At 36.7% G+C, this 24,659-nt stretch carries 24 protein-coding genes and 1 tRNA gene; 17 read left to right on the forward strand and 8 right to left on the reverse strand.

Annotated features, from left to right (window positions below; genetic code table 11):
* Positions 1–66: 66 nt before the first annotated feature.
* The 6 genes from AW729_RS04200 to AW729_RS11405 all read left to right on the forward strand — a co-directional run bounded on the left by AW729_RS04200 (position 67) and on the right by AW729_RS11405 (position 4,725).
* The gene (locus AW729_RS04200) at positions 67–849 is read left to right on the forward strand and encodes a protein translocase subunit SecF (RefSeq protein ID WP_335645360.1); all 783 of its coding nucleotides are present in this window, start codon (positions 67–69) and stop codon (positions 847–849) included.
* Positions 836–2,170: a preprotein translocase subunit SecD gene (locus AW729_RS04205; protein ID WP_112125227.1), complete on the forward strand. Its 1,335-nt coding sequence runs from the start codon at positions 836–838 to the stop codon at positions 2,168–2,170. Before AW729_RS04200 ends, AW729_RS04205 begins: the two co-directional genes overlap by 14 nt.
* 115 nt (positions 2,171–2,285) lie before the next feature.
* Complete coding sequence (locus AW729_RS04210) at positions 2,286–3,029, forward strand: phosphopantothenate/pantothenate synthetase (protein ID WP_112123930.1); 744 nt, start codon at positions 2,286–2,288, stop codon at positions 3,027–3,029.
* Between the two features lie 45 nt (positions 3,030–3,074).
* Positions 3,075–3,659: an AAA family ATPase gene (locus AW729_RS04215; protein WP_112123931.1), complete on the forward strand. Its 585-nt coding sequence runs from the start codon at positions 3,075–3,077 to the stop codon at positions 3,657–3,659.
* A 66-nt stretch (positions 3,660–3,725) separates the two neighbouring features.
* Entirely contained in the window at positions 3,726–4,493 is a 768-nt protein-coding gene (locus tag AW729_RS04220) for an AAA family ATPase (protein WP_112123932.1), read from the forward strand.
* Entirely contained in the window at positions 4,423–4,725 is a 303-nt protein-coding gene (locus AW729_RS11405; protein WP_236951272.1) for a hypothetical protein, read from the forward strand. The genes AW729_RS04220 and AW729_RS11405 overlap by 71 nt, the downstream gene beginning before the upstream one ends.
* Before the next feature lie 89 nt (positions 4,726–4,814).
* On the opposite strand, the gene AW729_RS04230 is transcribed toward AW729_RS11405, so the two are convergent.
* Both AW729_RS04230 and AW729_RS04235 read right to left on the reverse strand, forming a co-directional pair.
* A complete protein-coding gene (locus AW729_RS04230) occupies positions 4,815–5,519 on the reverse strand; it encodes a diphthine--ammonia ligase (RefSeq protein ID WP_112123934.1) in 705 nt (234 codons plus the stop codon).
* 79 nt (positions 5,520–5,598) lie between these two features.
* Entirely contained in the window at positions 5,599–6,771 is a 1,173-nt protein-coding gene (locus tag AW729_RS04235; protein WP_112123935.1) for a hypothetical protein, read from the reverse strand.
* 203 nt (positions 6,772–6,974) lie between these two features.
* On the opposite strand from AW729_RS04235, the gene AW729_RS04240 reads away from it, so the two are divergent.
* From AW729_RS04240 to AW729_RS04250, 3 genes are all read left to right on the forward strand, one after another.
* Positions 6,975–7,352, forward strand: a complete 378-nt coding sequence (locus tag AW729_RS04240) for a GtrA family protein (RefSeq protein WP_112123936.1) — start codon at positions 6,975–6,977, stop codon at positions 7,350–7,352.
* Positions 7,353–7,622: 270 nt separating this feature from the next.
* Complete coding sequence (locus AW729_RS04245) at positions 7,623–7,823, forward strand: histone family protein (protein ID WP_112123937.1); 201 nt, start codon at positions 7,623–7,625, stop codon at positions 7,821–7,823.
* Between the two features lie 239 nt (positions 7,824–8,062).
* Positions 8,063–9,091, forward strand: a complete 1,029-nt coding sequence (locus tag AW729_RS04250) for a M42 family metallopeptidase (RefSeq protein WP_112123938.1) — start codon at positions 8,063–8,065, stop codon at positions 9,089–9,091.
* Positions 9,092–9,246: 155 nt separating this feature from the next.
* Here AW729_RS04250 and AW729_RS04255 read toward each other — a convergent pair whose 3' ends face one another.
* Together AW729_RS04255 and AW729_RS04260 are read right to left on the reverse strand one after the other, a co-directional pair.
* Positions 9,247–10,092 (reverse strand): hypothetical protein, encoded by an 846-nt coding sequence (locus tag AW729_RS04255; protein ID WP_112123939.1) that lies wholly within the window; start codon positions 10,090–10,092, stop codon positions 9,247–9,249.
* Entirely contained in the window at positions 10,092–10,619 is a 528-nt protein-coding gene (locus tag AW729_RS04260; protein ID WP_112123940.1) for a YIP1 family protein, read from the reverse strand. Before AW729_RS04260 ends, AW729_RS04255 begins: the two co-directional genes overlap by 1 nt.
* A gap of 128 nt (positions 10,620–10,747) precedes the next feature.
* Between AW729_RS04260 and AW729_RS04265 the strand changes: the two genes are divergently transcribed.
* The 4 genes from AW729_RS04265 to AW729_RS04280 all read left to right on the forward strand — a co-directional run bounded on the left by AW729_RS04265 (position 10,748) and on the right by AW729_RS04280 (position 13,217).
* Positions 10,748–11,293, forward strand: coding sequence for a flavodoxin family protein (locus AW729_RS04265; protein ID WP_112123941.1), 546 nt, complete (start codon positions 10,748–10,750; stop codon positions 11,291–11,293).
* Positions 11,294–11,312: 19 nt separating this feature from the next.
* Positions 11,313–11,876: a hypothetical protein gene (locus AW729_RS04270; protein ID WP_112123942.1), complete on the forward strand. Its 564-nt coding sequence runs from the start codon at positions 11,313–11,315 to the stop codon at positions 11,874–11,876.
* Between the two features lie 90 nt (positions 11,877–11,966).
* Positions 11,967–12,542 (forward strand): hypothetical protein, encoded by a 576-nt coding sequence (locus AW729_RS04275; protein WP_112123943.1) that lies wholly within the window; start codon positions 11,967–11,969, stop codon positions 12,540–12,542.
* Positions 12,543–12,635: 93 nt separating this feature from the next.
* Positions 12,636–13,217 carry a flavodoxin family protein gene (locus AW729_RS04280; protein ID WP_112123944.1) on the forward strand — a complete coding sequence of 194 codons (582 nt, stop codon included), beginning with the start codon at positions 12,636–12,638 and terminating at the stop codon, positions 13,215–13,217.
* Positions 13,218–13,261: 44 nt separating this feature from the next.
* Here the strand turns inward: AW729_RS04280 and uvrC are convergent, their stop codons facing one another.
* Both uvrC and AW729_RS04290 read right to left on the reverse strand, forming a co-directional pair.
* A complete protein-coding gene (gene uvrC, locus AW729_RS04285) occupies positions 13,262–15,076 on the reverse strand; it encodes an excinuclease ABC subunit UvrC (protein WP_112123945.1) in 1,815 nt (604 codons plus the stop codon).
* Between the two features lie 202 nt (positions 15,077–15,278).
* Positions 15,279–16,460, reverse strand: coding sequence for a DUF4013 domain-containing protein (locus tag AW729_RS04290; protein ID WP_112123946.1), 1,182 nt, complete (start codon positions 16,458–16,460; stop codon positions 15,279–15,281).
* A 120-nt stretch (positions 16,461–16,580) separates the two neighbouring features.
* On the opposite strand from AW729_RS04290, the gene uvrB reads away from it, so the two are divergent.
* The 4 genes from uvrB to AW729_RS04310 all read left to right on the forward strand — a co-directional run bounded on the left by uvrB (position 16,581) and on the right by AW729_RS04310 (position 22,624).
* Complete coding sequence (uvrB, locus tag AW729_RS04295; RefSeq protein ID WP_112123947.1) at positions 16,581–18,527, forward strand: excinuclease ABC subunit UvrB; 1,947 nt, start codon at positions 16,581–16,583, stop codon at positions 18,525–18,527.
* Between the two features lie 172 nt (positions 18,528–18,699).
* Entirely contained in the window at positions 18,700–21,573 is a 2,874-nt protein-coding gene (gene uvrA / locus AW729_RS04300; RefSeq protein ID WP_112123948.1) for an excinuclease ABC subunit UvrA, read from the forward strand.
* 160 nt (positions 21,574–21,733) lie between these two features.
* Positions 21,734–22,519, forward strand: a complete 786-nt coding sequence (locus AW729_RS04305; protein ID WP_335645358.1) for an MBL fold metallo-hydrolase — start codon at positions 21,734–21,736, stop codon at positions 22,517–22,519.
* Between the two features lie 31 nt (positions 22,520–22,550).
* Positions 22,551–22,624 (forward strand) — tRNA-Thr (locus tag AW729_RS04310).
* 147 nt (positions 22,625–22,771) lie between these two features.
* Here AW729_RS04310 and aroC read toward each other — a convergent pair.
* The gene (aroC, locus tag AW729_RS04315) at positions 22,772–23,887 is read right to left on the reverse strand and encodes a chorismate synthase (protein WP_112125228.1); all 1,116 of its coding nucleotides are present in this window, start codon (positions 23,885–23,887) and stop codon (positions 22,772–22,774) included.
* A gap of 404 nt (positions 23,888–24,291) precedes the next feature.
* Positions 24,292–24,651, reverse strand: a complete 360-nt coding sequence (locus tag AW729_RS04320) for a DUF2283 domain-containing protein (RefSeq protein ID WP_112123950.1) — start codon at positions 24,649–24,651, stop codon at positions 24,292–24,294.
* Positions 24,652–24,659: the final 8 nt, after the last annotated feature.

A 24,659-nucleotide genomic window follows, 5' to 3' on the forward strand; every position in this document is an offset into this window, starting at 1 on the left:
ACAGATGTAATTAAATATATCAGTAGACAATCTCATAAGCCTCTTATTTTAATTCCCGTAATTTTAATGATAATATCCCTTCTATACATTGGTGTATTCGGATTGAATCAAGGTGTAGAATTGAAAGGGGGTACATTGGCTACAGTGGAATTAAAACATCCAATGACTGAATCAGAGATAACAAATTTAGTTAAAGACAAACTAAAAGTAAATGACGTTCAAACCTCATTAAGCGGTAACACTGCAACCATCACCGTATCGGGTGACTTGGATGCTGCACAGTTTAGTGAGATGTTTGCAAATGACTTTAATGTACTTAGTTTTAAGAGTGTTGGAGCCTTACTAAGTGATGCTGCAATGGGACAAATTGCATATGCATTGATATTTGCATTCTTATTCATGTCCGCTACGGTATTCTTTGTATTTAGAGACTTCATACCTTCCATAGCTATCATATTATCAGCATTGTGTAACATATCCGTTGCCGTTGGTGGTATGTCACTGTTCGGCATACCTATCTCAATTGCAAGTGTAGGTGCATTACTCATGCTTATAGGGTATGGTGTGGATACGGATATTCTTCTTACCACACGTTTACTTAAACGTAGGGAAGGAACTGTAGATGACAGGGCAGAAGGTGCATGTAAAACAGGTATCGTATTAAGTATCACGGCTTTAGCATCAATGTTAGTATTATTTATAGTTGTTAAAATATTCATCCCATCTGCACAGGTATTGGCTGACATATCAGCGGTGCTTGTAATGGGACTTTTATCAGATTTAATGTCAACATGGCTTATGAATCTAGGAATTCTAAAATGGCATATTGAAAGAGGTGGTCACAATTAATTATGAAACAATACAGTTTTTAAAAAGGCCACGAACACTATTACTAATAGCCTTAGTAGCAATAAGTATAGCTAGTGTAGCAATATTTGGATTACAGGAAGGACTTGACCTGCAGGGTGGATCCATGATTAACCTACACCTTAGTGAACCAGTTGATCAGGACACCATGAATACCGTAACTGCAATCTTAGATAAAAGGTTGAATGCATTTGGTATTTCAGACGTAAAGGTAAGACAAAGTGGAAGTCAAGACGTGATAGTGGAAATTGCAGGGGTAAAACCCGAGGAAGTAGAGCGAATCATCAGTACGCCGGGTAAGTTTGAAGCTAAAATCAACAATCAGACAGCCATTACCGGTGCAGACATTACTAGTGTATCCGGTGCTGAAGTAACAGGAAACAGATGGCAGGTACCATTCAGTGTATCAACGGCCGGAGCTGAAAAATTCGCAAAGATAGCTGAAGGCCAAGCAGGTGCAAAGGTAGAGATGTACCTTGACGATAAGCTCATCTCCGATCCTGAATTGGATGCCGGACTAGCAAACGGTAAGGCATCAACCGAAATATCAGTTTCAGGTGGAGAAGAATCCAAACAGGCAGCTCAAGAAAAAGCTACCGAAATCCACACAGTATTAGAATCAGGGGCTTTACCGGTTAAGCTGGAAGTAAATGGAGTAAACAGCGTATCTGCTGAACTTGGTTCACAGTTTGAACAGGGATGTCTCATGGCAGGACTACTTGCACTACTTGCAATAATCGTAGTAGTAAGTTTCAGATATAGGGCACCGTCACTTGTACTTCCGATAATTGTAACCACTCTTTCAGAGCTGATTATCATTCTTGGATTTGCATCCATCATTCACTGGAACCTAGATTTGGCTGCAATTGCAGGTATGATTGCATCCATCGGTACCGGTGTAGACGACCAGATTGTTATGACTGATGAGGTTTTAGCTCGTCGTGACAGAAGTGACAGAAAAAATATCGTTAAAACCAGAATTAAAGGTGCATTCTTCATTATATATGCATCAGCTGCAACCCTCATTGCCGCTATGCTTCCATTAGCATATATCGGATTTGCAAGAGGTTCAACAGGTATTGGTATGTTAACCGGTTTTGCAGTTACAACCGTTGTAGGTGTACTTGTAGGTATCTTCATCACAAGACCTGTATTTGCCGATTACATGGAAACCTTCCTTATCCAGTCCCCTAAAAACAAGATGCAAAATGTTAAAAAGGGTGAAACAAAAGTCAAAGACAAGAAGAAAGGAAGAAAAACCATTGCAAGAGAAGAAGCAGAAAAACAAAAGAAAAGACGATAATACCATTAACCCCCATAATTTATTTTTTTTAAAATCAATTCATCCAGCCAATGTATTCTACATTTAAATTCAATAATGAAAAAATTCTTATAGTATAAAATACTATTTTTTAAATATGTTAAACAAAGACCATCCTAGATATGAATCATTACTTTTAAGACATAAGATTGTAGAAGCACACAAAAATGGCATACTGGCAGATTCCGGTATGATAGCCCACGGTAGAGGGGAAACATACGATTATCTTATCGGTGAAAAGACTACTGACAACAGCATAAACACAATCAAGGTATCGGCGGCCTATTTTTTAAATGCAAAAAGACCTGTATTGAGCGTAAACGGTAACACCACCGCCCTGGTAGCTGAGGACATTGCAAAACTGTCCAAAATGCTGGATATTCCTGTGGAGATTAACCTGTACTATCGTACAGATGAGAGGGTTAAACGCATTGAAGAGGTTTATAAAAAATTGGGAGTCAAAGAAATCTTAGGTACCAACGATGATGAATTTATAGATACTCCCAATCTTAACGGGCCAAGAAGTCCAGTTAGTATCGATGGAATAAGCAAATCAGACCTTATATTCATACCATTGGAAGATGGGGACAGGGCAGAGGCATTATATAACCTTGGAAAAACAATAATATCCGTTGATTTAAATCCATTGTCACGTACGGCACAAACCTCCACGGTAACCATTGTAGATAACATTGTGAGGGCCATGCCCCTATTGATTAAATATGTTGAAGAATTTGAAGATTACAGTAGTGATGAATTAACAAAAATGATAAATAACTTCGATAACAAAGTAAACTTAGATAACTCAATAAGAGATATTCTAAATAGATTTGAATTATAATAATGTTTAATGTGTAATTAATAGATCATATAGGAGTTTATTAATTTGAAAGTTTATGGAATTACAGGTCTTCCAGGTTCCGGAAAAAGCATAATATCAAAATTTACTGAAAATGAAGGCATACACATTATCAGCATGGGAGACATAGTACGTAAAGAGGCCAAAACATTAAATTGTAGTTCTGAAGTTGCTGCCGTAAGCTTAAGAAAGAAATATGGCAACAAAATTATTGCAAAGCTATGTGTAGATGAAATACAGAACATCTCCAGGGAAAGTACTGATAAACAAAAACGCTTTCAGCATGAATTTGAAGATGACATTTATATAATCGAGGGAATCAGAAGTTCACATGAAGTGGACGTATTTAGGGAAAACTTCGATGACTTCACGATAATAGCAATTCATTCAAGTCCAAAGACCCGATTCGAGAGACTTAAGAAAAGAAATAGGAGTGATGATTCCTCCGACTTCAAAACATTCCTGGAAAGGGATATTAGGGAACTCGAATTCGGTATTGGAAATGTCATAGCCAGTGCAGATTTTATGATAATTAATGACGATCCGATTCAGGATAAACTGGCCCAAATGATAAGTGAATATAACAACGAGATTAACCAGTCAAATCAGTAGAATAGTCAAAGAAGTACTTATTGATAATTTAAAGATAATTAACAGAGTTTATAGGAGCATAATAATTTGAAAGTATATGGAATTACCGGCCTTCCCGGATCGGGAAAAAGTATCATATCACGACTTGCTAAAAATGAAGGCGTTCACATCATAAGTATGGGTGATATCGTACGTAAAGAAGCCGAAAAACAGAATTGTAGTTCTGGAGTTGCTGCTGTAAACCTAAGAAAGAAATATGGGGATAACGTTATTGCCGAACGCTGTGTCGAAGAGATACAGAACCATTCAAGAGACAGGCTGAACAATCAGGGCAATACCCTTACAAGGATATACACTACAAAAAACCAAAAGCAATCCCAGCGTAAGTTTAAAAGGGTTGAACAGGACGTTTATATCATAGAAGGTATTAGAAGTCCATTTGAGGTAAACATCTTCAGGAGAAACTTCAAAAACTTCAAAGTAATAGCAATCCATTCAAGTCCGGAGACCAGATTCAACAGACTTAAAAGAAGAAAAAGAAGCGATGATTCCACCGACTTCAAAACATTCCTGGAAAGGGATAGAAGAGAGCTTAAATTCGGTATTGGAAACGTTATAGCAACTGCAGATTTTATGTTGATAAATGATGGTCCCATACCTATATTCAAGAATGTTGTACGAGGATTGATTGATCATGAAATTAAACCAAAACGTAAGCCATACAAAAATCATAATAAAAACAAGAATAAACCAAACAGAAAGCATCGAAAAAATCCAAACAACTATAAGAAACATAACAAGCAAAACCCCAACAATAGAAACAAGAAGGACTTTAGAAATAAGAGGAGATATTAATCTTTTGAATACTGTAAAAAACAGAATCAACAGGGAAGGACTTAATGATGTAGCCGAAAATATTTTAAACAAGAATAAGGAAGATAATTCCACCTTCTTCTATATCAACAAGCAATCGGCTTACAATAACAAGTTTCACATCACCGACGTTGACTTATCACCCCTCGGGGATATCAAAGTAGAATTATATGATGATGATATTGATGAATTAATCGAATATATCATCAACTGACCACCAACTTTTTCTAAAAAAAATTGCTTATCATGATATGTAAGTATATGACAATAACGAGTTATCCGTTCGGATATGCAAAGGCGAGTTTATTGCTCGTTTATGGAATAGTCATATTTTTCTTCCAGATGTGCCTTCGTGATGTTATAAACTCCGCTGTCGACGTTCCATATGATTTCTGCATCATCTATTACTATTCTTCGATCGTAGAAGGGTGCATCAAGTACCAGCGTTTCTGCTTCTCCTCCCTCGAATGCAGGATGCAAACCGTATTTTTCATTCAATTTTATCAGTTCATCTATCACTTCATGGGTAATTGTTCTGCCCAGCCAGTCCTTTGTAAGTCCGTATGCCGCCGTACTGGATATTATTATTTCAAATCCTTCATCGACAAGTTCCCTCATATATTCAACCGGATTTACATGCCATAGTGGTGATACTGATTTTAGTCCTATTTTCTCACATATCCTGTCTATCCTGGATTTCTGATAGACCGATTCGAGTGCTCCAGAGTATACACATTCAACACCCTTGTTTTTAAGTCTTATCAGTGCATTTTCCACATCGTCAAGTTCCTCTTCCTTGACTCCGTCTGTCAGTACGTCAACTGTTGGTATTTCCATTGCCGCTGCACAGTAGTCAACCATGTGTATGTTTGGCACGTGGAACATGTATGATTCCTTGTTTCTTGATACCATGGCAAGCAGTGCGTATATTTCATCGTTATTTTTAATTGCCTTATAAACCGCCATTGTACTGTCTTTTCCACCGGAGTATAAAATTACTGATTTCATCATATTACCTCGTAAAAATTGCTTTAAAAAAAAAGTTTATTGGATAAAAAAAAGTTTTAGAAAGTGGAATATAAGCTACTTATTTACGTTTTGGACGTACACGTGGTGCATTCCTTTTGGTATTTGTTTTAGCGTTTGATTTGGTGTTTCTTTTAGTAGCTTTTTTGGTACTTTCATTCTTATTTGATGATTTTTTAAATGGATTGAATGAGAATCCTTTTTTGGATTTCTTTTCCTCTTCAAATATATCATTTGATGTAGTTGTTTTCTTTTCCTTTAAGTCATCTGCAGTTAATTGTTTGAATCGTTTGTTTGAACCTATGGTCTGTTTTGGACTTTCATTGAATGATTCATCAAAGATATCGATTGAATCCTTGCTAGCCCTTCTGGAACGTGTTTTTCTGTTTTCTGTTCCCGGTACAACTTTACGTTTGATTCTTTCACGGTCGGATGATGTTTTTCGTTTTTTCCTGAATTTGTTGATGAGTGTGAATATGCTGTCTACAAAGAATCCTGCAAGTGCAACCAGCACTCCCAGTACTCCCGATAGGATTACTGCATTAAATTGGTTCGGCAGGTATTTGTTAATCTGATTTATCATGTCCTCTGTTGGTCCTGTGATGTTAAGAACTACGGCATCATTTTCGCCTATTGAGGAGATTATCTTTGTTATGTTGTTTGCCTTGACTGTGGCATTTGCCTGCATTGAGGTGTATTTCAGGTGCGTGTATGTTTGTTGGCCGAATGTGTAGTATATTGAATCCAGTATGCCCTGCGGATCTGCCTGGTCGTTCATGTTTACATAGAACGTATCATTGGCTATTTCGTCTACCGACGTGATGTTCTCATTTGTTCCATTTAAGAATGACAGGAATCGTGCCTTTTCATCATTGTTGGCGAACTGTTCATCCACCTTAAATGTTATTCCTGTATATTCTACTTTTTCAACTCCTTCTATGGCGGAGATATTGTTTATTATTTCAGTCAGGTTTCCATTGGTTGATAATTCCAACTCGACGATATCCGTTCCGGCAACACTTTCTTCCACTATTGTACGTGTAACGTCAGGCAGGTCTTCCACCATTGGTGCTGCTAAAAATGCACCTGCAACTACTCCCACTACCAATCCCAATACAACTACTGTTATGAGATTCTTTTTACCTATGTATGGGGTCAATAGTGCAGATGAAAATACGAATATCATTGCCAGCAAGTACAATACCAGCATTATTATTACTATTATTACATCCATATTTTTCCACTTCCTTATAAATAAAAAATTTTTTTAGTAATTATTAGTATTTATATTCTTAGTAATATTTGTACTTTATTTTATATTCACCCGTGGACTGGTGTATGGAAAGTTATTTTATTTCTGCATTCGAAGGTAATCTTTAGGAAAAAGGTATTAATATATTGGAGTATATATATTATTAGTTTACTCGGTGGATTAGTATGGATTTGAAAAAAGAATTGATATTGTATGTTGTTTTTGGTGTTTTGACTACTGTTGTCAATATCATTGCATATGTTGTTTTTGCTAAGTTTTTGAATGTCGATTATATCATATCGAATATTATTGCATGGTTTTTATCTGTATTATTTGCATACATCACCAATAGGATTTGGGTATTTGAAAGCAAAAGTGATAATATTCTCAGGGAGATTTCATTGTTTTTTGGAGGAAGACTCTTTTCGGGTGTTGTTGACACGTCACTTCTATATCTAATGGTAGATATTTTATTGATTGGAGATTTTGTATCGAAGGTAGTCACGCAGATAATCGTTGTGGTATTAAATTACGTAATCAGCAAATTAGTGGTTTTCAAATGATTGGCTACATAATCCATAAAACGTCGCAATCATAACCTTCGTTTAAAAAGGGATTAATAATAAGCCGGGTTATGAATAAATGAATGTGCAAAATGATTAAAAAAAAGTATTAATTTTTAAAATAATTGTAATAAAAATAATATGCGTTAATCATATATATAGTTAATCCGGAATGAATTAAAAAATACTTAAAAATTAAACAAATTATGTTAAGTATATATATTATGATAAATATAACAAATATTATTAATTAAAAAGGAGGAAACACTTATGGCAGTTTTACCAAAAGCACCAGTTAAAAGAATTTTATCAAACTCAGGTGTATCAAGAGTAAGCGATGAAGCTGTAGATGCATTAATCAATGTATTAGAAGAATATGGTGAAGAAATATCAAGAAAATCCATTAAACTAGCAAAACACGCTGATCGTAAAACCATTAAAGCAAGTGATATTTTATTAGCAAGCGAATAACTAAATATCCTTTAAACATTTATTTTTTTCTATTTTTAATTTTCAATGAATAATATTTATCCATTAAATGCCTCCCCATTAAAGAGTTTCAATATACAAGCACACTATTTTTCCCATTAATCAAAAAATAAATATTGAAAAAATAATCATCTAAAAATTTATAACTTCAAAAACATATATAATTTTATAATAAGATAATAAATTATAATCAAAAAATATCTAAAAGCGAGGAAAAAACAATGAAAGAATTACTCAAAAAACTATCAGAAGCCTGCGGTATATCAGGTTTTGAAGATGATATACGTGAAATACTAAAAGAAGAACTATCAGACTGTGTTGATGAGATGGAAACAGATTTAATGGGAAATCTAATCACAACACACAAAGGTAACCAAGACAAACCTAGCGTAATGCTTGCAAGCCACATGGACGAAATCGGTTTAATGGTAAGCTACATCGACGAAGACGGATTTTTAAGATTTGTAAAAATCGGCGGAATAAACGACCAGATGCTACTAAACCAAAAAGTATACGTTAAAACAGAAAAAGGTGACATACCAGGTATAATCGGTTCAAAACCACCACACATCACAAGTGCATCAGAAGCCAAAAAAATAATCACATACAAAAACATGTTCATAGACATAGGTGCCAAAGACAGAAAACAAGCAAAAGAACTTGTATCAATAGGAGATCCAATCGTATTCCACACCGAATTTGAAGAATGTCTAAACGACCTTGTAATGGGTAAGGCACTTGACAACCGTGTAGGATGTGCAGTAATGGCACAGGTAATGAAGGAATATGACGGTGACGTTACAGTATACGGTGTGGGAACAGTCCAGGAAGAAGTGGGACTTAAAGGAGCAAAAACAAGTGCATTCAAATTAAACCCTGACATGGCAATAGCATTAGACGTTACAATAGCAGGAGACCATCCTGGGGTAAAAGAAGAAGAAGCATACATCAAGGCAGGAAAAGGAACCGTTATCTCACTGACTGATGCAAGCGGTAGAGGACTCATCACCCACCCAATGATGAAAAAATTACTTGTAGAAGCAGCAGAAGAGGCAGGCATCGACTACCAAGTGGAAGTAGGTGACGGCGGAACAACCGACGCTACAGCAATACACCTGACACGTGAAGGAATAGCAACCGCAACACTCTCCAGCGGTTCAAGATACATACACACACCTATAAGTGTTGTAAGTCTTAAGGACATGGATGATACAGTAAAACTCATCATCGCATTTTTAAACAAATTATAGATTGATGTATAGTTACATCAATACCCTCCTTTTTTTGTAAAATTATTATTATATTCAAATATCTCCGCCAAATCATAATACTGATTAAATAACTATTTTAATAAAAAAACCTAAGAGCATAGCTAAAAAAATAAAAAAAAGTAGTTTGAGGTAAATTAAGCTATGTTTAATCCACCTATCTGTATATGGCTTGTTGCATCCAATTTATCCTCAGATTGTTGATAAGCATCACCCATGAAGTTATCCCATCCTTTTATGGATTCCTGATGATAATTTCCAGGATTGTTTCCACCTAGTTCTATGCTTGAACGAACATAAAGCTTACCGTTGTTTTGTTGGAAGTTTAATCCTCCAACCTTGATTTCTGATTCCAGATGTGTATATCCTGATGGACTTCCTCTGACATCCAATCCACCGACGGTTATGTGTATGTCCATATCCTGTATCTTATTGTTGTTTAACTGTAATGTCACTCCACCAAGAGTTACATTTGCATTTAACTGTCTTACCTGGCTTTGTGGGGTGAAGTTTGTTGCAAATCCACCGCACAACACGTCACCGTTGATGTTGTAGATGTACTTGTTGCTTAGCACTACCGTATTTGCTGCACTGTTGGAGGACACGTCCACATCCAATGAGTCATTGTTTTGCGTGTAACGTACCGTCGTAGATGAGTTGTTGTAGTTTGATGAGGTAATGTTATATATGTTATCAGTATCTGCAAAGATTACGTTAACACTTCCCACCTTCTGATGTATGTTCATGTTTATTACTGGCTGAACCTGCGTTGAATTGTTTAATACGAAGTTCAATTCCGTTTTATTTGTAGCTTCATTATCAAAAAATGTTGCATTTTCTAAATTTTCCGGTAATAAAATTATTGAAGAGGTTGTTCCCTGCTTTTCATTTGATTTAATGAAATAGGAGTTTACTCCCACAATACCTATTGACAGAATTAATGCAACTATTATTATAATTGCTATTGTTTTACTTCCATCCATTATACTATCCCCATTAGAATTGCTAATATGATTAGCCATAAACCGTATGTTGATAGGAATGCCTTACCAAAGTCCATACCATACTCTGTAGCTACGGCAGTAATTACTATGACAAACTGCCATAATATAACTAGTAGTATGACCGGGAACAAGAACATCTTATTCAATACTGTTAATGCCAATCCCACTATTAAAAATATGTATAAACAACTAGGATAACATATCAAATTATAACATGCAAGTAACTTACCGTCTCCGCCAAACAATACTTTGGCAAATATGTGTATCGTTACTGCGTGTATGAATTTAAATATAAGCGTGAATATTATTGCGATTACTCCCACTACCACACCGAATGTTAAATCCTGCAGTAATATACCTATCATTAAAGATAAAAAGGCTAGATAGAATACTACTGATAATATTCCATAAAATCCTTTCTTTTGACCTCTTAAATAAAATAGTTCCTCTGGAGATATGATTAACTTACCACTATCTGAGAAAAATTCTATTATTTTTGATATCATAAATATATTTTTGTTTCTGAAAAATAAATATATTGCCCCATTTTACAATAGTGAAATTTAAAAAAATTTATTGCTTGGATAAAAAATACTTTAAACGAGTGTGACATATTATTATGTAGTGATTATATATGGATGCTATCAGTATTATTGCAAGCAGTAGAAGAAATGGCAATTGTAAACAGATTGTTGACAAGATAACAGAGGGAATCATTGAAAATGGCGGAACAAATAACATTTATTTCATAGAGGACATGAATATCAGGGGTTGTCAGGGATGCCGTCGCTGCAAAGACTTGGATAATCCGACAAAATGCATATTGGATGATGACTTCAATAGGGTTATGGAAAAGATTGAAGAGGGACGTGCACTGATATTTGCAGCGCCCAATTATTTCGGTGAGATTAACGCACAAGGCCACCTGTTCATGGACAGATTCTTTTCCATGACCAAGACAACCCCCAACAGGTTGAAGGACAATCCAAAAGCAGTTATCATACACACTTATGGTGCAAGTCAGGGACATTATGACGAATACATAAACTCCCGTACGAGACGATTCACATCAATAGGATTTGACGTAGTGGACGTACTGTCAGTAGGTGAAAACAAGCCATCAAAGGGTGATGGTAGCAAGGTACTTTTGAAAGCCAAAGAGATAGGATTGAATCTATAAGATAGCGGAGTAATTTAAAATGGATATTGAAGAGAAAATACTGGACATTCTCAATAACGAGGATAAGATCATATTGGCAGAAAGTCTGCCGGATGAGTACAAGAAGGAAATTCTAAAATTGGAGATGAAACGATTAAATGAGATGATACCCCTCATCAACAAGGGATTACAGGAAGCCTTTGAAAAAGAGCATATCATTGTAGTGATAAATGACAAAAGAGGATATATCATACCGGATGAGGATTTGATTCCCACATTAACCCTACAGACGGAAAACGGTAAGATAATAGGTGAAGAGATATATGACCCGGAGGAGTTGGAGGAGTTACAGGATGATCCCGAAGCATATTTCATATCGGAGCATTTCGTAACCTATCCAAACATGTCCACCCCCGGAGAAAAGCAGTTCTTTGTCATCTCACAATTATATGATGAACTGGAATGTGAAGATAAAATCAGAAGTCTCGGCACAAAGATGGTTATCTCTGCACCGTCAACCGAGGCTGACCATTACATCAAGGACTGCTATGACATATCACATGAGGATAGAATTACCACGATGATAATAGGATTTGACGAATAACTATTATAAAAAATAATTTTAAAAAAAAGATATACCTAATAAAATCAATATAGTTAAACATAGACAATAACTAAAGAGGATATCATAAAAATGTCAGCAAGGGACGATTTATTAAATGCGATAAGACAATTGCCACAGGTTTTAATAGCCGAGTTCATGGATGATGAGATGAAAAAAGCCGTTGTTGAATATGAAATGAAAAGATTGAATGAACTCATACCATTTATCAACAAGGGGATGGAAGAGGCATTTCAGCTGGAAGAGGCTATCGTTGTCGTAATAGACAACAGCATCAAATCAAAACGTATCGAAAATTCATATGACAACAATGACACCACATTTACCCTCAGAACAGAAAGCGGAAAGATAATTGGTGAAAGCATATATGATGAAGAGGAATTGGAGGAATTAAGAGATGATCCTAGTGTAACATTCTTATCAGATAACTTCGTTACATACAATGATATTTCAGCTTATGGAGAGAGGCAGTTTTTTGTTATGAGTAGTACCAATAGCAGTTTCTTTACGGATACCAATTTGGAATCACTTGTTAGCAAATTGACCGTTGCAGTTCCGTCAACCGAAACTGATCATTACATTAGGGATTGTTTTAATCTGGAACATGATGCGGAGATTGGCTCGCTAATCATAGGTTTTACCGAATAGTTTATTTATCATCCCCATAGAACAAGAGGATATTCATATTGATAGAAAAAAGATAATAAGTTTAAATTAAAAAAGAAAGAGGGAGAGTTTTTTATGAAAGTTGTAACATTAATAACGTCATCACACCGCAACGGTTATACCAAACAAATCGTTGACAGATTAACCATTGGAATTCAGGATAACGGCGGATCAAATGAGGTGCTGTTTATGGATGACTATGACATCAAGTATTGTACCGGCTGCAGGGCATGCCAGAAAGGTGGAGGATGCATTCTCGATGATGACTATAACGAGATTATCGACAAGATACGCCATGCCGATTACTTCATATTCACGGCACCGGTATTCTACAATGATATTGCAGGTCATTCCAAGATGTTTTTAGATAGATTGGGTTCATGCAACTATGACGCCGAACTTACAATTCCCGAGACAAAAGCTTTGCTTATGATTACCCACATGTCAAAAAATATCAATCCATTCGTCATAGAAAATACCCACAGATGCATGGCAACGGGTAACTTCCAAGTCAATAAGATTCTGGATATCGGCAGTTTGATTATGGATGGCAAACTTGATGAATTTGAGTTAGAAGATTATGAGGATATAGGATATGAATTGGAGGAATATGAGGTAATACCACATAAGTTAGACCTTGAATCCGCTACATTGTAGCTAAAAAAAGATGGGCTTTTGTTGGATTTGATGAACAATCCCACTTATTGCCCGTTATTTTTCATCCTATCCTCCTGCAATACATCATATATCGTTATGGCTAATTTTTCCGGTATTGATGGAACTTTCTTAATATCATCAAGGCTGGCATCATATAATCCGTCAAGATTTTCAAAGTATGTAAGCAGTGCCTGTTTTCTCTTTTTTCCCACTCCCGGTATGTCGTCGAGTATTGACTTTGTAAATGCATTTGCCCTCAATTGCCTGTGGAATGTTATTGCAAATCTGTGTGATTCATCACGCACGTACTGAAGCAGATGCAGGGCGGTTGACTTTCTTGGAAGTATTATGGGTTCGCTTCTGCCGGGTACGTATAGCTCTTCAAACTTCTTGGCCAATCCCACCAGTGGTACATCGGTTATGCCCAGATTTTTGAATACCTCAACTGCCATTCCGAGCTGTCCCTTACCACCATCAATCAGTACCAGATCCGGCTTTATAAACATTGAATCCTTTTCATCAATTATACCCTGATAATCAGGTGCTAATCGAGAGTATCTTCGTGTTATTACTTCTTTCATCATTGCAAAGTCGTTTGGTCCGGGAGTGTTCATCTTGAACTTGCGATACATCTTCTTTGCAGGCTTTGCATTCTCGAATACCACCATGGATGCTACTGCATGTATACCTGAAATGTTTGATATGTCGAATGCCTCTATATGATATGGAAGCCTTGGAAGGTTAAGGTATTGTTCTAGCGTAAGCAACGGATTTTCCATTTCCTTGGTCTTTTCTGTCAGACTGATATGTGCATTTTTCTTGGCTATCTTGATTAATGTGAAGTAATGTCCGTCCTCGGCAATCTTTATCTTTATCTTATGTCCATGCTTTTCTTCCAGCCATTCAAGTATGATTTCCTCATCTTCTATGTTATCTTCCAGTATCAGCTCATCAGGACATGGTGCTATGGAGTAGTATTGTTTAATAAACTCTGTGAGAATCTCCCTATCGCTAAAGGCATCTATCTGGTTTAACAATACGTCATCCTTTTTATTGGTTTTACCGTTTCGTACGGATAATATCACTACCGCCGCCTGTGAATCGTTATGGTCTATTCCGATGATGTCCTGGTTTACATCCATTGTTGGTTGAATGTTTTGTTTTTCAAGCGTTACTGTTATCGTCTCTATCTGGTCTCGTATGAGTGCTGCCTTTTCAAATTCCATATTCTTGGAGTATTGGTTCATCTGCCGGGTCAACTGTTTTATCAGTGTCTTGTGTTTTCCCTGTAGAAGCAGTTTTACCCTTCGAATGTTCTTTTGATAGTCTTCCTGTGAGATGTTATTCATGCATGGAGCACTGCATTGTTTTATCTGATAGTTAAGACAGGGCCCGTCCATGTTTTTACATGTTCTTATCTTGAAGTTCTTGTTGAGAAAGTCAATAAATCCCCTTGCATTTGTCACGTCGGTATATGGCCCGTAGTATGATGCTTTATCATCAATTATCTTTCGTGTTACGTGTATTCTTGGATATGTGTCATTTGTTATCTTGATGTATGGGTATTGCTTTCCATCCTTCAGGTCTATATTGTAGTGTGGCTTGTATTTTTTTATAAGATTTGCCTCTAGAATCAATGCTTCCTTTTCGGTGTTTGTAAGGATGTATTCAAGATATGCGAAGTGTCTCATCATTACCTGTGTCTTTGGCCTGTCCAGTTTATCTTCGTCCCTGAAGTAGCTTTGAACCCTACTTCTTAGTTTCTTTGCCTTACCAACGTATATTATTTCATCATCACTATTGTGCATGATGTATACTCCTGGCTTCTGGGGCAATTCACTGGGATTGGTTATTCTCATATTGACACTCCTTATTATTATAGAATATATTATCTATCTTTTATTTATTAATATTTTTTCGTGAAAGATTAGTGGTGTTTGGAGGTTATATATTAAATATTTGAATTTGATTCCCGTTGATTTTTCTAAAAATGGGAATGGGCGTGGAAAAGTTGCAAAAAAAGATTTGAAAAAATAGAAAGTCATGATGACTTTCTACAAGTTAGTTTTCACCTTTTTTATCATTATTGGATGAATCTGTGTTTTTAAAGTCCAAATCATTGTTGTTTTGATTATCATTTATTGGAGAATCATTTCCGGATTGTTCCGGATTGCCGTTTGGATAATTCTGTTGATATTGATTCTGTGAATTATCATAGCTTTGACTTGGATTGTTTTGTTGATTATAACCTTGTTGTGGCTGATTATAACCATGCTGTGGATAACCTTGATTAGGCTGATTATAACCCTGATTTGGCGGATATCCCTGATTTGGTGGATAATAACCGCCAGGTACTTGGTTATATCCTCCTTGAACCTGATTACCTGATTCATCAGCATATCTTGACTGATAGTTAGGAGCACCCGGTTGATACATGGCATTATATTGGGGTACTAATCGACTTTGATATACCAAACTAATCATACGTGCATTAGCCAATAACAGGTATGTTGTCGCAATTGCCATGATAATATTACCAATCAATGGAATAATACCTGCAAATGAAAATACTAATAATATCAAAAACATTATTATTACAAATATTATCTCTATAGCAAAGATGTTTCCTATACCTATCTGTTTTGCAAGATTATATATGTTTTTTACATCAAATGCTTCAGATAAACTGTTTGTTTCTGCCAGACGTGCAATGGCAACAAAATCCATAATTCCAAGTAGGATAAACATTATCAATGCTAGAACTATTACAAAAAGCAGTATCAATCCAATTATTGCATCCGAATCACTGTAATAATATGAGTTTAGCGTAACCATCAATAATGCCCATGCAATAATAAAGATGATTGTCGGAATGATGAAATATCCAATACGAACAATAACAGCTTTTAATCCACTTACAAAGAATCTTTGTATATCAAAATCAGGTAATTCAACAGATCCAAATGATTTCTTTATCGTTTCAATGCTTATTCCAGAATTTATTATAGTTACTGCCAAGTATATTAACAAAATAAGCAATAAACCCATCAATAACAATCCATAATCCATCCCGGATGCATTTTCAATATAACTATCAACATTCGTACCAATTGTGAAGTCCATGAAATTCATGAGAAATGTCATTACCTGTAATATTATAGCAGGTATGGACAGTATCACCAACTTTTTAAAATCCGACAATGGATATCTTAATGAATTCTCGAGTACGTAACCAAAATCCATATATTAAAACCTCCTTAATTAAAATATTTTCATATAGTATTATCTTTTTCAACAAGACATATTAAACTTATTTATTATTATAGAAGTTAATAAGAAGTACTTTTTACATAAATATATATCATGTCAAAATTCAACCTACATTCAGATTATAAAGCATTTGGAGATCAACCCCAAGCTATCAAATCCCTCGTTGAACACTTCCAAAACGGCAGCAAGGAACAGGTGCTTGAGGGTGTAACAGGTTCCGGTAAAACATTTACCATGGCCAATGTTATTGAACAGCTGGATAAACCAACACTTGTCATGAGCCACAACAAAACATTGGCGGCACAGCTTTTTGAGGAATTCAAGGAATTCTTCCCGGACAATGCAGTTGAGTATTTTGTTAGTTATTATGATTATTACCAGCCGGAGGCATATGTAGCCCAGACCGATACATTTATAGATAAGGAATCATCAGTTAATGAGGAAATTGACCGTTTAAGACATTCAGCCACACAGTCACTTCTTACCCGTGATGACGTAATTGTAGTAAGCAGCGTATCATGCATCTATGGTATCGGTTCTCCGGAGGATTATGCGGAGTTTACACTGCAGCTTGAAAAGGAACAGATCATCACACGTGAGGAGATTATCAGATCACTTGTTGAAATGCAGTATAATCGTAATGATATTGAATTTGAAAGGGGTAAGTTCAGGGTACGGGGAGATGTACTTGAAATCTTTCCGATTAACGCTAACTATGCCCTTAGAATAGAGATGTGGGGAGATGAAATTGATGTCATATACAAGATTGACCATTTGAAGTACAACATCATCGAAGAATTGAGAAAGGTAATCATCTTTCCTGCCAAGCACTTCGTTATAGCCAGAGAAAAACAGGAAATAGCAATAAATAACATTAAAAAGGAATTGGCCGAGCGTGTCAACACATTCAATGCCACGGGCAAATATGTTGAAGCCCAACGTATTGAACAGCGTACTAACTTTGATATTGAAATGATCCAGGAATTGGGTTACTGCAGCGGTATTGAAAACTATTCAATGCACATGAACGGAAGAACATGGGGTGAAACACCATACTCCCTGCTTAGATACTTCCCGGATGATTACTTGACAATCATCGACGAATCACACGTTACAGTACCACAGATTCGGGGCATGTATGAAGGTGACCGTGCAAGAAAGGAAAACCTCGTACAGTATGGATTCAGACTTCCAAGTGCAAAGGAAAACCGGCCGTTGAGATTTGATGAATTCATGGCACAACAGAACCAGGTCTTGTATGTATCGGCTACTCCCGCACCATTTGAATTGGGACGTTCACAGAATAAGGTTGAACAGATTATCAGGCCAACGGGACTGGTTGATCCAAAACCTATCATAAGACCTGTCAAAAACCAGGTGGATGACCTGTTAGGTGAGATTAGAAAACGTGTACAGAACGACCAGAGAGTGCTTGTTACCAGTCTGACCAAGAAGATGGCGGAGGACTTGACTGACTACTACATCAAGATGGACATAAAGGCAAGATATCTTCACTCCGAGATAACGACTCTTGAGCGTACCGAGATTATTGACGACCTACGTCGTGGAGAATTTGATTGCCTTATAGGGGTTAACCTTTTAAGGGAGGGATTGGATTTGCCTGAGGTATCACTTGTGGCAATTCTTGATGCCGACAAGGAGGGTTTCCTACGATCACAGACATCACTTATACAGACCATCGGTAGAGCTGCACGTAACGTTGACGGTGAAGTAATATTATATGCTGACGTTATGACCGACAGCGTACGTAATGCCGTTGAAATAACAGAGCGTAGAAGAAAGATACAGATTAAATACAACCAGGATCATGACATCATACCTAGAAGTGTTGTACGTAAACTTAAAGACAAGAAGATTAAAGAGAAAATGGATGACCTTCAGGACATCGACAACATTACATCCGATGAAGTGGATGAAATGATTAAGGAACTGGAAAAACAGATGAAACAGGCCGCCAAGGAACTTGACTTTGAACGTGCAGCCAAACTGAGAGATCAGATAATCCAACTCAAAGAATAAAAAAGTAGTTATGACACAAAGTTCATGATTGCTTATCAAGATGGTTAACTGATATTTATCTTGGCTAATCAATGGGGGGTCCTGAAAAGTTTTCTTTAAATATTAAAAGATTCAAATGTATTAGTTACCAAAAAAAATCAAAAAAATGATAAAAATATGGGAGACAAATTCCATGCAATCTAAGGATAAATTAAGAAAAGAAGCAATTCAAAATAAAAAGATAATAGTTAAAGGTGCCAGGGAGCATAACCTGCAAAATATTGACCTGACAATCCCACGTGACGAATTCATTGTAATAACAGGTCTTAGTGGTTCAGGTAAATCCTCACTGGCATTCGACACGATATACGCCGAGGGACAACGCAGATATGTCGAGTCATTGTCTGCATATGCCCGACAGTTTCTTGGACAGATGGAAAAGCCTGAAGTGGATTACATCGAAGGATTATCCCCAGCCATATCCATTGACCAGAAGACAACACGTGTAAATCCACGTTCAACCGTGGGAACCGTTACGGAAATATATGATTATCTTAGATTATTATATGCCAGAATTGGAATTGCCCACTGTTACAACTGTGGAAAGGAAATATCCCAACAGACGCCCGGCCAGATATCACAGATAATAATTGATGAAAATGAACACCAGAAGATACTGGTACTGGCCCCCGTAGTCAAGGACCGTAAGGGAATGCATCTTAAGGTCTTTGAAAAACTAAAGGAAAAGGGTTTTGTAAGAGTAAGAGTAGATGGTGAAATATTATCCTTAGATGAAGATATTAAACTTAACAAGAACAACAAGCATGTCATAGAGGTTGTAGTGGACAGACTTAAGGTGGCCAATAATGAAAACTTCAGAAAACGACTGGTCGAATCGGTTGAAACTGCCCTAGATATAGGTGATGGACTTGTAACAATAGCAAGCAATGATGCGGATACGCCAGATCAAATTTATAGTGAGGCACTGGCATGTCCAGATTGTGGTATCAGCTTTACTGAAATCAGTCCACGTATGTTTTCATTCAACAATCCACAGGCTGCATGTCCATTATGTAACGGTATAGGAAGTACCATGGAGGCAGACCCGGACCTGGTTGTACCAGATAAGACATTGAGCATACATGAAGGTGCAATAAAGCCTTGGAGTAACTCCACTAAAACGGACACATACTACAATAGGCTGCTGGCGGGTGTTGCCAACCATTACGGATTTAATCTTGACGTCCCATACCACACGTTAAGCCAGAAACATAAGGACATACTGTTATACGGCAGCGGTGATGAAAACATAACGTTTACCTTTGAAACTTCCGGAAAAATAAGAAATAAGACAAAACCATTTGAGGGCGTAATTCCATACATGAAGCGGTTGTTTATCGAAACAAAGTCACGTTACAGAAGAAAGGCCACCCGTACATACATGTCCCTTAATGATTGTCCGATGTGTCACGGTGACAGGCTCAAACCAGAGATGCTTGCAGTTACAGTGGGAGACATTAACATTGCAGATTTGACCAAGCTCTCACTCAGTGACTGTCAGGAATTCTTTAATAACCTCGAGTTAACCGAAAGACAGGAGTTTATCGGACATGAAATTCTTAAGGAAATCAATGAGCGATTATCCTTTTTAAATGACGTGGGACTTAACTATCTTACACTTGCCCGTTCATCAGGTACTCTCTCCGGTGGTGAGGCTCAGAGAATTAGACTGGCCACACAAATCGGTAGTCGATTGGTCGGAGTATTATATGTGCTTGACGAGCCGTCGATAGGTCTTCATCAAAAGGACAATATGAAACTTATCGAAACGTTAAAACACCTACGGGACATTGGAAATACTTTGATAGTTGTGGAGCATGATGAAGAAACCATTCTTGAGGCCGACCACGTGGTTGATATAGGCCCAGGTGCAGGTGAACATGGAGGACTGCTGATAGCACAGGGAACACCAGAGGAGGTAAAGAACAATGAGAATTCACTTACCGGCCAATACCTGTCAGGCAAGAAGTCCATTCCAATACCTAAGAAGCGTCATGAGGGTAACGGTAAGAAGATAACCGTTATAGGTGCATCCGAAAACAACCTTAAAAACATCAACGTAGACTTTCCTCTTGGTGAATTTATTTGCGTTACCGGCGTAAGCGGTAGCGGTAAAAGTACGTTGGTTAATGAAATACTTTATCATGGAATTGATGAAATATTAACCCATAAGCATAAGCATAAGGTCGGCAAACATAAAAGCATCAAGGGCGTTGAAAATATTGATAAAATCATCGTCATTGATCAATCCCCGATTGGACGTACACCCCGCTCCAATCCCGCAACATATATAGGACTTTTCACACATATACGTGAATTGTTTGCCCAAACTCCTGAGTCAAAACAGCGTGGATACAAGCCGGGCCGTTTCAGCTTTAACGTTAAGGGCGGACGTTGTGAAGCATGCAGCGGTGACGGTATCGTACAGATAGAGATGCACTTCCTGGCTGATGTATATGTGCCGTGTGAAGTCTGTGATGGTAAACGTTACAATCATGAGACCCTTGATGTTCGTTATAAGGGAAAAAACATCAATGATGTGCTGGAGATGACCTGTGATGAGGCACTTGAATTCTTCGAACATCTGCCTAAGATTAAAAGGAAGCTTCAGACACTTGTGGATGTTGGTTTAGGTTATATCAAATTAGGTCAGCCTGCAACGACTTTATCGGGTGGAGAGGCACAACGTGTTAAACTTGCAAAGGAACTTAGTCGTCAGAATACATCCAATACATTGTATATCTTGGATGAGCCTACAACAGGTCTTCACTTCGAGGACATCAACAAGCTCCTTAAGGTATTGTGTAAGTTGAGAAATCAGGGAAACACATTGATTGTCATTGAGCACAATCTTGATGTTATAAAGACCGCTGATTATATCATTGACCTGGGACCGGATGGGGGTAAGTATGGTGGTGAGTTGATAGCCAGCGGTACACCGGAGGAAATTATCAAGACAGACACATATACTGCCCAATATCTGAGGAGTACACTTGAAAAAGAATAGAAGACATGAATTGTTCGGGTAGTACAATATTATTCGTTAATAATATATCAACATGGATTCATATATTTACAAGCATATTATTGGAAAAGTATATATTAGGATTTTACCATAATAATATAATAAGTATATATAATACTAATATTAAAAAAATAATTAGGCGATGAAAATGAAACTCCAATTCTTAGGAACTGGTGGAGGTAGATTTGCAACGATTAGCCAGAAAAGAATGACAGGTGGTTTCAGAATTGATGATATGGGTAAGAGAAATATCCATGTTGACCCAGGACCTGGTGCACTAGTACGTAGTCACCAATATGGATTAAATCCACGTAAAATTAACATGTTACTTGTAAGCCATTGCCATACCGACCATTACAACGATGCAGAAGTATTAATAGAAGCTATGACACAAGGAATGACAAAAAGAACAGGACATGTAATTGCAAGTGAAAGCGTTTTGAACGGACATGAGGATATTGGTCCGGGGATATCACGATATCATCAAACCAAACCAACAGTCTCGACAATTCATCCAGGAGATGTTATCAAGAATGGCCCAATTACAGTAAGAGGTACTGCTACTCATCACGGCGATCCTACCTGCACTGGATTCAATATTGATTACAACGGTTTCTCCATTAGTTATACTGCAGATACTGAGTATTTTCCGGAGTTACATGAAGACCACGAAGGTGCGGATGTATTGATTGGCTGTGTGATTAAAGAAGGAGAACGCAGAATAAAAGGCCATTTAAGGACTATGGACTTTCAACAGTTAATCGAAGAAGTTCAGCCAAAACTAGCAATAATGACACACTTGGGGGTTAATCTTATAATGAATAATCCATTCCAGAATACAAGAGTTATAACCCAAAATACTGGTGTTAGAACTATTGCAGCAACTGATGGATTAGCTATAAACTTAGACCCATATTTAGAAGATTGATTTTCAAACCTTCTAAATTGTTTTTTTAGATGCCATGGTAGCTCAGCCCGGCACAGCACTTGATTCGTAATCAAGGGATCGAGGGTTCAAATCCCTCTCATGGCTTATCTTATTATAATAACTATTTTTTAATTAAAACTTTTGGGAATCAATTCCCGATTTCCAATATTTTTAAATGATTATTCTTAAGAATAAACAATAATTTTTAAAAAAAAGTATTTTATGGTTGTTAACAAATAACAACCAATATAATTATTTATTAATGTTATCAGGGTGAATAAATCCCGCCCTTATCATGTAATCAGCTATGACCATGTTACATGCTGATTCTGCCACGGTTGTTACCCTTGGACATATGCATGGATCATGACGGCCGGTTATGTCAATGGTATCGTCACATCCAGATTCGAGATTTATCGTGTTTTGAATGCCACTTATTGATGGAGTCGGCTTTACTGCTATTCTAAGAACCAACGGCATTGAATTGGTCATACCACCGAGTACTCCTCCTGCATTGTTTGTTCTGCTTTGTATTTTGTCATCATCCATATAAAACTCGTCATTCATCTGGCTGCCTTTGAGTGTTACGCAGTCAAATCCAAGCCCCACTTCAACGCCTTTTACTGCACCGATATTCATCATCACCTTTGCCAGGCTTCCATCGATCTTATCAAATACCGGCTGGCCCAATCCTATAGGCAGATTGTCTATGATTACCTCGACTATTCCGCCAAGTGAGTCACCGTCTTCTTTGGCCTTTAATATTTCCTCTTCCATTTTCCGAGCTGCTTCAAGGTCGGCACATCGAACGTTGTTTTTTGTTATGTTTTCCTTTATCTTATCTAGAGTGTATCTTTTTTCTGCCTTTACATTATATATCTGCGTTACATGTGCCGTTGTTGTTATGGAATATCTTTCAAGCAGTTTCTTTGCAACTGCTCCCCCGATTACATGGCCGATTGTTACTCTTCCGCTGCCTCGTCCTCCACCACGATAGTCATAGTTGATGTATTTTTCATACCAACATAAGTCACCATGACCCGGTCTTGGCTTGTTAATCAGATTGTCATAATTTTTACTAATCTGATCCTTGTTTCTTACTATGGCGGCTATTGGTGTTCCATCCGTCTTACCCTCAAATATTCCTGAGAGTATTTCCACCTGATCCTTTTCATCACGTGAGGTGGTTATTTTACTTGTTCCGGGTCGTCTTTTATCAAGTTCTTTTTGTATATCCTCACGTGTCAATTCAAGTCCCGCCGGACAGCCATCTATTACTGCCCCCAATGCTGTTCCATGACTTGAACCGAATGTTGTTACCTTAAATATTTTTCCTGTTGAATTTGATGACACTTCATTTACACCCATATTCGTTTTTTTATAAGTAATTATATTTTTCATTCTTAAGATTAATAATTTTATCTTTTGATTATATTTTTCGATTATTTTGAACAATAAGTTTAAACAACATTTTTCAATCTTGGAAATTATCATTTTAAATTGGTTTGGATTATTTAAATTAAGGGTTGGATGTCTTGATTCATTATCCTAAATTAACCAATAAGTTAGATTAATAATAATATCATTATATTAAAAAGGTTAAAATCATTGCTGCCTAGAAACACGTATTTTTGAAGTCGAAACACTTCTAATAAAAAGGGGAAAAATAGAAATATTGTCGGAATAGTTAAAAAGTTTACTGCCCTGACAATAATACATTAGAAATTCATGACTTGGAGTTTAAGTAGAAATGTGTTGTGTTATTGAGAATCTTATTGTTTTATACTTACTGCATTGACGACATCATGTAATTTAACATTATTATCGATATGTTGATTTAAATCCATTTCACATTCATTTTTCAGTTTAAGATTTAAATTAATACCAATTCTATCCCCATCAACATTAAACCGTAATTTCAATGTTTTAAAATCGATTAAATCCTCTTTTTCTACATCAAATTTCTTTGATACATTAATAATCTCTATTGACTTAGGTAACTTGTCAACATCATATTCCAAAAATACTCCCTCATCCACTTTCATCACACCATCAAACTCATAATCAACTGGTATGGAAACAAACATTGCATCAGCAACTTCATCATAAGAATATACTTCATGCAAAACCATAATAACAC

The organism is Methanosphaera sp. BMS, from assembly GCF_003268005.1.
Lineage (GTDB): Archaea > Methanobacteriota > Methanobacteria > Methanobacteriales > Methanobacteriaceae > Methanosphaera.